This is a genomic window from Psychrobacter sp. MES7-P7E, assembly GCF_002863645.1.
Lineage (GTDB): Bacteria > Pseudomonadota > Gammaproteobacteria > Pseudomonadales > Moraxellaceae > Psychrobacter.
Window position 1 is genome coordinate 18,897 of the sequence record NZ_PJBU01000084.1, and the last position, 13,477, is coordinate 32,373.

Annotated in this window: 12 protein-coding genes; 8 read left to right on the plus strand and 4 right to left on the minus strand. The window is 41.7% G+C overall.

Going from position 1 to position 13,477, the window contains the following annotated elements:
* Window positions 1-17 precede the first annotated feature (17 nt).
* Both rapZ and yjgA read left to right on the plus strand, forming a co-directional pair.
* A complete protein-coding gene (gene rapZ / locus CXF62_RS06070) occupies window positions 18-983 on the plus strand; it encodes an RNase adapter RapZ (RefSeq protein ID WP_102093344.1) in 966 nt (321 codons plus the stop codon).
* Between the two features lie 49 nt (window positions 984-1,032).
* Entirely contained in the window at window positions 1,033-1,545 is a 513-nt protein-coding gene (gene yjgA, locus CXF62_RS06075) for a ribosome biogenesis factor YjgA (RefSeq protein WP_057757930.1), read from the plus strand.
* 183 nt (window positions 1,546-1,728) lie between these two features.
* Here the strand turns inward: yjgA and CXF62_RS06080 are convergent, their stop codons facing one another.
* Window positions 1,729-2,349: a thiol:disulfide interchange protein DsbA/DsbL gene (locus CXF62_RS06080; RefSeq protein ID WP_102093345.1), complete on the minus strand. Its 621-nt coding sequence runs from the start codon at window positions 2,347-2,349 to the stop codon at window positions 1,729-1,731.
* A gap of 505 nt (window positions 2,350-2,854) precedes the next feature.
* Here CXF62_RS06080 and ubiG point away from each other — a divergent pair.
* The 5 genes from ubiG to CXF62_RS06105 all read left to right on the plus strand — a co-directional run bounded on the left by ubiG (window position 2,855) and on the right by CXF62_RS06105 (window position 6,853).
* Window positions 2,855-3,682, plus strand: a complete 828-nt coding sequence (gene ubiG / locus CXF62_RS06085) for a bifunctional 2-polyprenyl-6-hydroxyphenol methylase/3-demethylubiquinol 3-O-methyltransferase UbiG (RefSeq protein ID WP_102093347.1) — start codon at window positions 2,855-2,857, stop codon at window positions 3,680-3,682.
* A gap of 67 nt (window positions 3,683-3,749) precedes the next feature.
* Window positions 3,750-4,460 carry an HAD family hydrolase gene (locus CXF62_RS06090; protein ID WP_102093348.1) on the plus strand — a complete coding sequence of 237 codons (711 nt, stop codon included), beginning with the start codon at window positions 3,750-3,752 and terminating at the stop codon, window positions 4,458-4,460.
* Window positions 4,461-4,535: 75 nt separating this feature from the next.
* Entirely contained in the window at window positions 4,536-5,372 is an 837-nt protein-coding gene (locus CXF62_RS06095; RefSeq protein WP_228153181.1) for a YciK family oxidoreductase, read from the plus strand.
* A 242-nt stretch (window positions 5,373-5,614) separates the two neighbouring features.
* Complete coding sequence (locus tag CXF62_RS06100; protein WP_025651116.1) at window positions 5,615-6,409, plus strand: substrate-binding domain-containing protein; 795 nt, start codon at window positions 5,615-5,617, stop codon at window positions 6,407-6,409.
* 177 nt (window positions 6,410-6,586) lie between these two features.
* On the plus strand, window positions 6,587-6,853 hold the full coding sequence (locus CXF62_RS06105; protein ID WP_101204603.1) for a DksA/TraR family C4-type zinc finger protein: 267 nt from the start codon (window positions 6,587-6,589) through the stop codon (window positions 6,851-6,853).
* A 253-nt stretch (window positions 6,854-7,106) separates the two neighbouring features.
* Here CXF62_RS06105 and CXF62_RS06110 read toward each other — a convergent pair whose 3' ends face one another.
* The gene (locus tag CXF62_RS06110; RefSeq protein ID WP_102093350.1) at window positions 7,107-8,351 is read right to left on the minus strand and encodes a CobW family GTP-binding protein; all 1,245 of its coding nucleotides are present in this window, start codon (window positions 8,349-8,351) and stop codon (window positions 7,107-7,109) included.
* 67 nt (window positions 8,352-8,418) lie between these two features.
* Window positions 8,419-9,177, minus strand: a complete 759-nt coding sequence (ompR, locus tag CXF62_RS06115; protein ID WP_102093351.1) for an osmolarity response regulator transcription factor OmpR — start codon at window positions 9,175-9,177, stop codon at window positions 8,419-8,421.
* A 378-nt stretch (window positions 9,178-9,555) separates the two neighbouring features.
* On the opposite strand from ompR, the gene CXF62_RS06120 reads away from it, so the two are divergent.
* Window positions 9,556-12,102 carry a Tex family protein gene (locus tag CXF62_RS06120; protein WP_102093353.1) on the plus strand — a complete coding sequence of 849 codons (2,547 nt, stop codon included), beginning with the start codon at window positions 9,556-9,558 and terminating at the stop codon, window positions 12,100-12,102.
* A 105-nt stretch (window positions 12,103-12,207) separates the two neighbouring features.
* Here CXF62_RS06120 and CXF62_RS06125 read toward each other — a convergent pair whose 3' ends face one another.
* Complete coding sequence (locus CXF62_RS06125; protein WP_102093355.1) at window positions 12,208-12,786, minus strand: hypothetical protein; 579 nt, start codon at window positions 12,784-12,786, stop codon at window positions 12,208-12,210.
* Between the last annotated feature and the right edge of the window lie 691 nt (window positions 12,787-13,477).

Below are 13,477 nucleotides of genomic sequence, written 5' to 3' on the forward strand. Positions count from 1 at the left end.
ACTTGGATGAGTAGATCATGGGTGTAAGTCAGGATCAAAATAGTAATGCGGCAGCAACGATAGCGGATCAGACGTCTACGAATAAGCTCAGTATACTGGTGGTCTCAGGGCGTTCAGGATCTGGTAAAACCTCAGTATTGAATATCTTAGAAGATCTAGGCTATTACTCTATTGATAATCTGCCGCTGTCTTTGTTACCTAATGCCGCTCATAAACTGGTCAATGAAAGCGGCATTCATCGTATTGCGCTGGGTGTCGATATTCGAACGCCACGTGCTGATTTATCTAACTTTGCAGTAACGTATGCTTCTCTCAAGGAAACTTATGGGTCTCATGCGGTACAAATTTTATATGTGACTGCACAAGAGAGTACGCTGATAGCCCGTTTCAATGCGACACGCCGTGTACATCCGCTAATGTCTCAAGATATTGATAGTGACAATGCTAAGCATATTGCCTTTAATTTACCTGCTGCTATCAAAAAAGAAGTTGAGCTATTAGAGCCAATTGCTGGTCATGCTGATATTAGGATTGATACCAGTAGCCTAAATATTCATCAGTTAAAAGACAGCTTGCGTGAACACATAGGCATGGACAATCAGATTGTCATCAATCTACTGTCTTTCGGTTTTAAATACGGTAGCCCTATCGATGCTGACTTTGTATTCGATGTTAGAATTTTACCGAATCCGCATTGGAACCCTGAGTTACGTGACTCGACAGGATTGGATACCGAAGTAGGCGCATTCTTCTCAGATTATCCAGAAGTAGCAGAAATGATGAATGACATTGATAAGTTTTTAACTCGTTGGCTACCAGAGTTTTTGCACAATAATCGTCATACGGTCACAGTTGCCATAGGCTGTACGGGCGGAAAACATCGCTCTGTTTTTATCACTGATCATCTACAACGCCGCCTTGCTGACGCCATGCCTAAAGGCGTGAAGGTATTGGCAAAACACCGCGAAAAAAGTCGTTGGTAGTGATGTCAGATACTATTTAATTTATTAATTATTATTTTGGAAAGCTTTTATGATTGACTGGAAAGAACAGGATATGCGCGTCTCGCGCACAGAACTCAAAAAAGCCCATGAGCGCTTACAGCAGTTATCTATACCGCTTGCTAGCTTATCGAAAAAACAGCTAAAAGCTTTACCTGCCAGTGATTATTTTATGGCGGAGCTAATGGCACTTGCTGATATTACCAGTGCCAATGCCCGCAATCGTCAGACCAAACGTGTTGGTAAGCTGATGATTGAAGAAAATCGCCATGAGCTGATAAAGGCGTTATTTGATGCCTTCTTTCCTAAAGAGCAAGTCTCAAAAATAGAGAGCTGGTACGAGCGTCTAAATATCAATGATGAAGGTACGCTCAAGCAGTTTGTGAAGCAATATAAAGCTTCTGAGCACCACAGTATGTATCAGTTGCTGTTGTGGATAGAATATGCCAAACATATGCAAGACGATGAGTTGCTAGCAGAATCTAAAGCAGATTTGGCGAGTTATATTCGTGAAGTGGCTATTTTGTCGCAGCTGAAAAAATAATACCTACACCAAGCTAGAAGGTTATTAATTGAAAGATTATTAGTTGACAGGTTAGTAGTTAAAAAATGAATAGCTAAAATGTTAAGATGCAAAAAAGCCAATCAATTTATGATTGGCTTTTTTGTGCATGACGTACGGATGTACTGTGCGTTATGTCTATTATTCAAGTATTTATTGCTTGAGTTATTTCTTTTCAGCACGGGCTTTGTCGACCAAGTAGTCGACGACTTTAGGTACTTTAGCACTCTCACCAGTGACTACATATTTGCCTTGCACCACCACAGCTGGTACGCCAGAAAGCTGATAACGTTTAGCGCCTTCTTGTGAGCGACCAATTTTTGTACCAACAGCGAATGAGTTATATAGGCTGTTAAATTTCTTTTCATTCACGCCTTTTGACGCGTACCATTTGCTCAATGATGATTGATCAAACAGTTTTTTACCATCTTTGTGGATAGCATCAAATAATGCAGAATGAGTTTTGTCTTCGAACCCTAAAAGCTGAGCCGCATAAAAACCGCGTGCATTGGCTTCCCAAACAGGGTTAAGTGCCGCTGGTGTTTTGAAGAATGCGACATCTTTGTCTTTAGTCTTTGCCCATTTTTCCATATGCGGATCAAGCACATTACAATGTGGGCAACCATACCAAAAGAATTCACGAACAATGATAGCATCACCGCTGATTTTCTCTGGGTTGTCTAGCACACGGTAATCTTTTCCAGCGACATAGTCTGCAGCTTGTGCGCCCATAGAGGCAAGTCCAATGGCCATGGCTAGACCAGTCAGTGTGATGACACGTTTCATACTTTATCCTTGAGGTGTGGAGACTTAGAATGGGTTAAGAGGTTGGTGTCTATATGGTTGTTAAACATGTGACACTCTAAAATATATAGCTTTTAAAGCGTCTAAACCAGACAGTGTCGAGTATAATCGAACAATAACAAAGTATCGACTATGATAACGTAAAATATATGTACTTGTGAATCGCATTCTTAACCGATAGTTGTAAAGCTGTTAGCTATTATTTAAGGTATATTGCTTGTTACTTTTTGAATCTACTGTTTCTCAAGTGTCTGCTTTATTTCTATATGGAACTTAAGAGATTCAAAAGTATCAGAATGCGATATTGTCACAAGGATACGTATCTTTTCTATATCAAGATACTGCCCAAAAAACAGGGTAAAGTTTAAGCCTATTCACAATCGCTGACGATGTGCTTACGACAAAACTGCTACTCTCATGCTAATATTAAGCACATAATCATGCACTGTAAACGATAATAACGATAGTGACAATCAAGGAACATACCATGAGCTCTGCTTTAAATTCTTCATCAACTTCAAATGATCAAAATAATAATATCGCTTTCAATAGTACAGAGTCTACCACCATCAACGTAGATCCTAGCGAAGTCGAAAAATTTAATAACTTGGCGAGTGAGTGGTGGAGCAACACAGGGGCGTTTGCAACGCTACACGAGATCAATCCATTACGTTTAAACTGGATAGAAGAAAACGTCAAACGTGGCTATCAAAACGATGCTAATAAAACCACTGAGCAAGGACTTTCTGGCAAAAAAGTACTCGACGTAGGGTGCGGCGGCGGAATATTGTCAGAATCTATGGCACGCCGCGGTGCTGATGTGACAGGAATTGATTTAGGTACAGAAAACCTAAAAGCTGCTGCGTTACATGCAGAGCAAAGCCAGTTAGAGAATACGCTTCGCTATCAGCATATACCTGTTGAAGAGTTAGCAAAAACACATGCTGGTCAGTTTGATGTAGTGACTTGTATGGAGATGCTAGAGCACGTGCCAGATCCTAGCTCGATTGTGCAAGCTTGTTATGAGTTGCTGGCTCCTGGCGGCGTCTGTGTACTATCAACGATTAATCGCAATCCTAAGTCTTATCTGTTTGCCATCGTTGGTGCAGAGTATGTACTGCGGTTGCTTGATCGCGGCACCCATGACTATGCCAAATTTGTTACGCCAGCAGAATTAGACAAAATGGCACTCAATACTGGATTTGTTCGTCAGGATATTATCGGTTTGCATTATAATCCGCTGACCAAACGCTACTGGCTTGCCCAAAACGTCGATGTTAATTATATGATAGCCGTACAAAAGCCACTGGTTTAATGCTGCAAACGTCCATTTATTTGCCATACTTTCACTAAACACGTCATCAATTTCAAGAGCATTCACTATGACCCAATTTGTAAAAGCTGTTTTATTTGACCTTGATGGGACATTAATCGATACTGCTGCTGATTTTGTTCGTATCATTGGTAAAATGAGTCTCGAAAATGATTGGCAGGCACCGCCTGAAGCGGAAATCCGAGAGCAAGTCTCTGCGGGCGCCTCAGCTATGGTGCAATTGATGCTAAGACATAACAATCAACTCGAAGTCAGCGAAGAAGCGTTGCTTGAGTTTCGTCAGCAGTTCTTAGATGATTATGAAGCAGATATCTGTGTCGATAGCTGCGTGTTTCAGGCGCTTGAAGCGGTACTGACTGAACTTGAAGCAAAGGGCGTGCCTTGGGGTATCGTTACCAACAAGCCACGTTATTTAGCCGAAAAGCTATTAAGTGAGATGCAACTGGATCAACGCTGTGCGGTTTTGGTCTGTCCAGATGACGTATCACGTACCAAACCAGACCCAGAGCCAATGTACATGGCGCTAGAAAAACTCGGTATTCCGCGAGGGGCTGCAGGCTGCGTACTTTATGTCGGTGACCATGTACGTGATATTGAAGCTGGCAACGCTGCTGGCATGCCAACGATTTTGGCCGCTTATGGATATATTCCACCTGAAGATCAAAAGTCTTTGAAAAAATGGGGCGCCGACTATATTACGGATACGCCTGAGCAGCTAAATAAATTGCTGCTATCGTCTGGTAAGTTTGAGTATTTATAGACTGCTATATATCACCAGATTTACAACCATAAGCACATATCCTCAACGATTTAATGATAAGTAGTGAGTAATGCCATGAGTGACAATAATAATCAACCAGTCGATCCACAAGACAATAAAAAAACGGTTCAAAGTCCTATTCAGCCTTTGACTCATGATGATATTCGTAGCTTTGTACCGTCAAGTAACTGCTTAGATGGTAAGACTATTTTGGTGACTGGTGCGGGGGATGGTATTGGCCGTGTTGCCGCATTGACCTATGCGCGTTATGGCGCCACTGTCTTATTGTTAGGACGCACTAGTAGCAAGCTTGAATACGTCTACGATGAGATTGAAAGCCTTGGAGGTAAGCAGCCTGCTATGTTGCCGATGAATCTAGAAGGGGCAACTTACGCCGAAATGCAGCAGCTCGAAGGGCTAATCAATAAAGAAGTCGGCCAGTTAGATGGTATCTTACATAATGCTGGTATATTAGGACAACTGACGCCGCTTGAGATGTATGACGTCGATACTTTTGCCCAAGTGATGAAAGTAAATTTCACAGCGACTTTTATGCTGACTCAAGCGCTATTGCCACTATTAAAAGATGCTGATCATGGTTCTGTTGTTTTCACCTCTAGCACTGTAGGTACACATCCTCGCGCATTTTGGGGAGCTTATGCACTCTCCAAACAAGCAGTAGAAGGTATGAGTGATATCTTTACTCAAGAGACGCAGAACACAACCAATCTACGTTTTAACTGCGTTAATCCAGGTGGTACTCGTACCAATATGCGTGCGCATGCGTATCCAGGTGAAAACCCTATGAGCTTAAAAACACCTGAAGATATCATGTCAGCCTACGTCTGCTTGATGAGTAACGAAAGTATTGGTGTACGCGGGCAAGTGGTTGAGCTACAGCCAAAAGATTAAGAGGTGTTACTTAAACTTGCATGAATACAAAGCGTAAAAGTAATTTGGGTAGCTATAGTTGATACTAAATGAAATAGATGCGTCGTACTAGGATGCGAAACTGGTATAAATTTTCTTTAGTTGCTTGATGTGCTAATAGAAGCTACAAAAAATATATACCAACAGCAAGATATCTGTTTTATAGTAAATACGACTCTGTTTTTTGTCAAAACTACCAATGATTTTTACTTAGGATAATACTTATGAATAAGTCCATTGCTGCTGCATGTGTGCTGCTAAGTTGTACTTCAGCTTTTGCGCAAACCACGCTTTTTGATCCTTCCATCGAGCACAATCCTCAGGATGGTGTCATAAAGCTGTATGGAGCAGGTGGCCCACATACCGCTTTAAGAAAAGTGGCAGATGTCTGGGAAAAGCAAGGTGGTACCAAGGTAGAATTAATAGCAGGACCTGAAGACAAATGGTCGGCTGACGCTCAAGCTGATGCCGATGCTCTGTGGGGAACTTCTGAGCAATCAATGACTGCATTTCTTGAGACATACGAAACTTTTGATCATGAAAAAGTTGAACCCATTTATATCCGACCAGCAATCATAGCTGTACAAAAAGGAAATCCTAAAAATATACGTAGCTTTGATGATTTATTAGCTAAGGGGATTAAAATAGTTGTGACCGAAGGTAAAGGAACATATAACACTTCGGGTACTGGAGTTTGGGAGGATCTCGCAGGACGCAAAGGAAGCTTAAACGATATTGCTCGTTTTCGAGATAATATAGTAGCGTATTCTTTAGGATCTGGAGCCAGTTTTAAAGCATTTAAAGATGAAAAAGCAGATGCTTGGATAACTTGGCCGAATTGGCCGCTTAATAATTCCAAAGATATGGACATGGTTAGTATAGATAAGGATCGAGCTATCTGGCGTGATTTAAACATCGTTGTATCACCAAAAGCTGATCCTCAAACAAAAGATTTTCTTAACTTTTTAATCACTAAAAAAGGACAAAAAATCATGAAAACAGAAGGGTGGCAACGCTGAGTAGAAGGTTTTAGGCATACACTCTTAAAAAGTAAATACCCTAAATATAATTCTCACTAATCGTTCAAACACATTTGTTATTTGCATATTGTAATTAGCAATAACCACCCCATCTATTTGTTATTAAAGAATTTATCTATAAAGCAATGATCATTAAAAAATAAATAGGATGGGATTATGGCAGGTGGTTGGTCAAGAGATGGTGCTGAGCACGAACAAATGGATGCAACGGTAAATGATGCATTGGAGCGCGCGCGACGTTCGTTACCGACAGGTGTAAGTGCTGAGCTGTGTGACGAATGTGGTAAGCCTATTCCAGAGGCAAGGCGACTGGCAGTGCCCGGGATTCAGCACTGCGTTAGCTGTCAGACGGAGCTTGAACAAGAAGCAAAAGCAGCCGAGCTATTTAATCGTCGTGGTAGTAAAGACAGTCAATTGCGTTAAAAAATAGTTAGGGCGTGTCCTCAATTCAATCGATAGTCATCTAAATGGGTTAAAAATGGCTAAATCTTGCCAAACGGCGTCAAATAGCTGACTAATATCTCGATATTATCTGCGCTATTTTCCTTGTTTGACTGCGACTTATCTCATTTTTATCACCATTTTTAAAATGAGGACACGCCCTAGTTGCGTTGAAAAAAGAAAGGGCGGACATTGCTAGATAAAATAGCAATGTCTGCCCTTTTTTTGTCTGTTGCTATATAACCAGTGCCATCAGTTCGCGATCGCACTCTTCCCAATCTATCAATACTGATGACGCTTTGGCACCATTCTCAGTTTCTGATTTTTCTGTAGCTGTATCGACAGTATTGTCTAATTGCAAAATAATTTCCAATCGACTATCCGTCTGTGGGTCGATGGTTCTGGTAGTTAGACTACCAGGGTTAAAATTGATCTGCATCCAGCCATCAGAAGTATGTACCACGCCTTTAATGCGTTGCCAGTTTGGCAATGCTAACAACCAATTCTGTAAATCGTCAGCGTTTAGTATGTAGTGAGCGGGTAGGCGCCATCCAGCCAATTGAAAATCTTGCTGCTCTTCATGGTAGCGATAGGGCAGGTCACTATCAGTATTGGCCTGAGCTTCGGTCTCATCGGTAGATGAACTCGATGATAGTACAGTTGTTAAAGAGCTGGCTGGAGACTGTAAACCAATCATCGATTTTTTAGGATTAGAGATACTGATTTTTCGTTGATTCGAAATGATAGAGCTATGCCGATTCAGTTGGTCGTTTAAAGTAGACGAGTATGCATCTGCTACAAGTTTATTTGCTACAAACTTATCTGATGAATGGACATCTGATGAGTCTGTTATTTCAGGTGCCGTTAGTCCTGATGCTGCCCAAATAATTTTTACTTGTGAATTTAGCTTGGTTATCCATTCTACTAAAGCTTGTTTTTCACTAGTATCTAATTGGGTATAACGATTGATTATCAGCACATCGGCATCACGGACATGCGCTTGGAAACCATCATGGTCACGATACTTAATCTGTTGCCACTGCTCGCCACTCAACACAGTTATCACAGCATTCATTTTTAGGGCAGTTTGCCAATGCGGCGCACTGAGTTGTAGTATCAGCTCACGTGGATGAGCCAAACCTGTGGGCTCAATGAGTAATCGCTGCGGATGATGTTCACTGAGCAGGCGACTGATTGCAATCTGTAAGGATAGCTGACTGGTGCAGCAAATACAGCCACCACTGACTTCACGAATGGCGATGTTCTTTTGCTCAAGAGTGTTATCTTGGGAGCTGGCTAGGAGTGCGCCATCAATACCGATACGGCCAAACTCATTGATTAGGAGAGCCCATCGCTCGTCATCAGGTTTCGAGGCCAGTAACTGATTAATTACGGTGGTTTTGCCAGCACCTAAAAACCCTGTCACTAACGTGCAGGGTATGTTTTGAAAAATAATTGGGTTTTTCACAAATAGGCTCATCATATTGGCACGTGTTTGTGAATAAACAAACACGGCCTATATTAAAAAAAACTAGATCAGTCAAAAGTTATTCACTCTTGATGGTTTCTACCTCAGCTTCATCAGGAACGAACACATAACCAACGCCCCAAACAGTTTGGATATAACGCGCCTGTGAAGGGTTGTCTTCAATCAGGCGACGCAGACGTGATACTTGGACGTCGATAGAACGCTCCATTGCACCCCATTCACGACCACGAGCAAGGTTCATCAATTTATCACGGGTCAATGGCTCACGTGGATGCTGTACCAATGCCTTTAGTACTGAAAACTCACCTGTCGTCAACGTCACTACGTTACCATCACGTTTGAGGGTACGAGTCGATAGATCTAACGTCCACGGACCAAATTCAACCACTTCTAGCTGATGACTTGGTGCACCTGGTAGCTCACGGTTTTGACGACGCAGTACAGCTTTGATACGAGCCAATAGCTCTTTTGGGTTAAAAGGCTTAGGTAGATAATCATCTGCACCCGCTTCTAGACCTGCGATACGGTCAGCATCGCCACCCTTAGCAGTAAGCATAATGATAGGAATATCTGCATTGTCTTCACGCAGACGCTTACAGATACTGATACCGTCTTCGCCTGGTAGCATCAAATCGAGCACGACTAAAGAGAAAAGCTCACGTTGCATGAGTTTGTCCATCTGACTGCCGTCATGAGCGGTACGAACGACAAAACCGTCGTCTTCTAGGAAGCGTTGCAACAAAGAGCGCAGACGAGCGTCATCATCGACGACTAAAATACGCTGAGTCAACGTGTCAGGGCTGTTGTTATCAGTCATACAGGCATCCTTTTATAAAAATTATTGTTATCAGAAACTACAAGTAAATAGCTATGAGCAAAAACACTGCCATTAATTATCATTATTTAATTATTGGTTACGAATAAGCACTTCATAAAATTAAAAACTATTGTTCAATATGTCAGCACATATCAATATTTGTGTTATTGATACTTTAGTGTATAAGATTGCACCGAGAATTGCATCACCCATGATAATAAATGCTGTATGCGTTTGTTTAACAAGTCCACAGGATGTGTGATATAGAAAGATTTGCGTCCTAAAATGCGCAATAAATAACGAAAAGATAAAAAGGATTTTTATTCATGCAGCTTTTGCTATAATGCAAAGCTACATTTCTCAACGATTGATACGTATATGAGTAGCACTGATACCTTAACGTCATCTCAAACCTCGACAAATGCACAGGTTTTAGATGCAACCACACACGCGAATATTCACGACAAGCTTGCTCGCGCGCTTGGCATTAAGACTGCTCAAGTCAATGCGTTTGTCAAACTTTATGATGAAGGCGCGACGGTTCCTTTTATTGCGCGTTACCGCAAAGAAAAGACTCAGAATCTTGATGATGCGCAGTTGCGTGCTTTAGAGAAGTCTCTTAATTATGAGCGTGACATGGCAACACGTCGCCTCAAAATTACTGAGCTGCTAAGCACACAGGGCAATCTGACCGATGAGCTACAGACGCGTATCGATAATGCGACGTCTAAGCTTGAGCTTGAAGACATCTATCTGCCATATCGTCCGCGTCGTCGTTCACCTGCTGCCAAAGCTCGCGCCGCTGGTCTTGATACTGCTGCCCAAGCGGTCTTGACCCAAGAAATCACCCCGATGGATGCCTTGGCTGATTATCAAGTCCAGTCAAGTATCACTGATGACAGTGGTAATGAAATCGAAGTTGATTTTAGCGATATCGAAAAACAACTCGCTGGCGTACAAGCAATTATCGTTGATGAATGGACACAAGCATTGGGCTTGTTGGACAACTTGCGCAGTGGTTTTGCTAATACTGCCAGTATCGTATCGAGCGTTGCGAGCGAAGAAAAGCGCGAAGTTGGCGAGAAATTCAAAGACTACTTTGAACATAGCGAAAGCCTTGCTCGACTGCCAAATCATCGCCTATTAGCAATGTTACGCGGTCGTCAAGAAAACGTCTTGGGTCTAAAAATTGAAGGCGAAGACGCACCATTTATCGAAAAAATTATCAATCATTTCGATGTCGATGCTAAAGCGCCAGCAGCACGCCGTGAGTTTTTGGCAGAGGCAGCCAGTAGCTTGTGGAAAGACAAATGGCGTCCGCATATCGAGCACCGCTTGTTAACTGAAAAGCGCTTAGCCGCAGAAGCGGATGCGATTGATGTGTTCGCTAGCAATTTACAGCATTTGCTAATGTCTGCACCTGCAGGTCCTAAAGTGATCTTAGGTGTCGATCCTGGTATCCGTCATGGCGTAAAAATGGCTATCGTCGATGCGCAAGGTCATGTCATGTCAGATAGCGAAGATAAACCTGTCATCGCGACAGTGTATCCGTTTGCACCTGATAATAAGATGGATGAAGCCAAGAAAGTCATCGATGCGCTGTTGAGCACTTATAACGTTGATTTGGTCGCTATCGGTAATGGTACGGCAAGTCGCGAAACAGATGCGATGATCAAAGAGATTTTGGCTGCGAACGATGCACTAACAGCCAAAGCGGTTATCGTTAATGAGTCGGGCGCGTCTGTTTATTCAGCGAGTGAACTTGCTAGTGATGAGCTTGCCAATCTAGACGTTTCTGTACGCGGCGCGGTTTCTATTGCGCGTCGCTTGCAAGATCCATTGTCAGAGCTTGTTAAAGTTGATCCAAAAGCCATTGGCGTGGGTCAATATCAGCATGACGTCAATCAAAACCAGCTTGCAGACAGTCTGGATAAAGTAACTCAAGATAGCGTGAATGCGGTGGGTGTGGATGTAAATACAGCCAGTCCAGCTATCTTGGCTCACATCGCAGGTCTTAACCGCAATGTGGCGCAGCAAATCGTCACCTATCGCAAAGAGCATGGTGCATTTAATAGCCGTGAAGCGCTTAAAAACGTCCCACGTCTAGGCGCTAAGACATTTGAGCAAGCAGCCGGTTTCTTGCGTATTCATAATGGTAGCAATCCATTAGATGCCACTGGTGTGCATCCAGAGAGCTACGCATTGGTCGATAGTTTACTCGTACAAGCGGGCAAGTCACTGTCAGAAGTTATCGGTAATGATGGCGTGTTAAATACGATTGATACGACTACACTGGCTGCTAACGACGATAATGTCAGCGTAAAAGCGATTATCGAAGAGCTAGCTAAACCTGCTCGCGATCCTCGTCCTGAGTTTAAAACGGCCAATTTCCGTGATGACGTCAATAGTATTAAAGATTTGAGCGAAGGCATGACCTTAGAAGGGGTAGTCACCAACGTAACGGCCTTTGGCTGTTTCGTTGATGTGGGTGTCCATCAGGATGGTCTGGTACATATCTCGCAGATGGCCAATGACTTTGTCGCCGATCCTATGAACCGTGTCAAACCTGGCGATATCGTATCGGTACGGGTTATCTCTATCGATGAAAAACGTGGTCGTATCGGCTTTAGCATGAAACCTGAATCTGAAAAACCTGTCCGTACGGCTGCCAAGTCTACGACAGCTAGTACAGATGGTGAGAAAACCAGTCGTCCACGCAACAATAATGCAAATAGTGACCGTCCAAATAATAGCCGTCCAGCTGCTGACAAACGTCCGTCTAAGCCACGTGGCAAGCGTCAGGATAGAGACAACGCGAGCAATCGTAGTAAGCCAGTAAAAAATGATAAAGCTGAAGCCCCAAGTAAAATGGGTACACTCGGTGCTTTATTACAAGAAGCTGGTGTGACTAAAAATAAGAAATAAATACTGCTAAAATTTATAATCATGTACAATAAAAAGGCAGCCATATGGCTGCCTTTTTATATAAGTAGTACGCTTACAAACTAATCAAATAAACTAACTATCTGCTTAGCGTGATACAGCGATACGACGATTCTCTTTAAACTGAACGTTTGCTGGCTGAGTAGCTAATAACTCACCACGCTTGTCTTTTTTCTTTTCTTGCAAGGTACTAGTAGCATTTGCCGTTTTATTGTTAGAAGCGGCTTCACCAGCGATTAAAGGCTGATAGTCTGCATTGCTGTGTTGCATGTTAAGCGCTTGAGCGTTCTGTACAGGAGCCTGAGCGGTTGTAGCATTAGTCATTGCTGCCGCATTGGTTGTTGCCTGAGCGTTATTCATCAAAGCTGCGTTATCATTGCTTGCTTCATTATCCATATCGTCAGTTTCGTCGTTCATTTCATCTGCTTCATTATTCATGTCCATATCGACATCAGCAGTGTTTGACTCTTCGACATCTACAGCGCCAGGTTGAGTCGCTAGCAACTCACCATCAGGACCTTCTATTTCGGCCTGTACAGTGCTCTCGACAGCAGCATTACGCATATCTGCTGGCATTAGATCGCTATTGTTAACGGGTGCTGCCATTGCCATAGTTGGTAATACAAGGCTGGCGCCGACGATTAGTGATAAAACATTCTTTTTCATTATAAAACTCCATGATACATTATTAGCAATAGTTAAAAACGATAACTCATATTTAATGATGAGCTGTTTTTATTCAAACGTGTCTGTAAATACTGTATGCAAATTATCAACGATGTAGTTCATATTTCAGTAGCAAACTCATTAAGGTTCTAACAGTTTAATGTTTTCTTGTGACGTTATGAAACTGCTATACTTAAAGTTTAGCTAATATTTTAACTTCTATATTTTTCAAAGGCTTATTAGTAGCAAAGGTTGATTGTGTTATTACAACTGTTAATAAGTGAGTCTGCTAATAATAAATATCTACCGACGTCTCTAGTATTGAGAATATGAATATTTGACTGCTCATAGTTGTTATTTGAACTTAGATAACTGTTATTAATAGTTTTTTGAGTGCTATTTGTCAGCATTATAGAGACTTCTATCAACAGTTTTTATTTATAGTTCAAAACCAGTATTTAGATAATTCTTAAATTCTATTGTATAAACTTTTTAATAACATATACTTCATTAAACTAATGTTTGCATATAATTTTTCTACAATATTTATAAAATGACAGTAGCAATATTAGATTAGTAGTTAGTATCATAAAGTATTAAATAATTGGGAAACAGAAACATTGTTCACCAAAAAAATACGTTATTCTTTATTTAATTCTCTTCTGAATTTTAGAGTAGACAATAAAAAAAC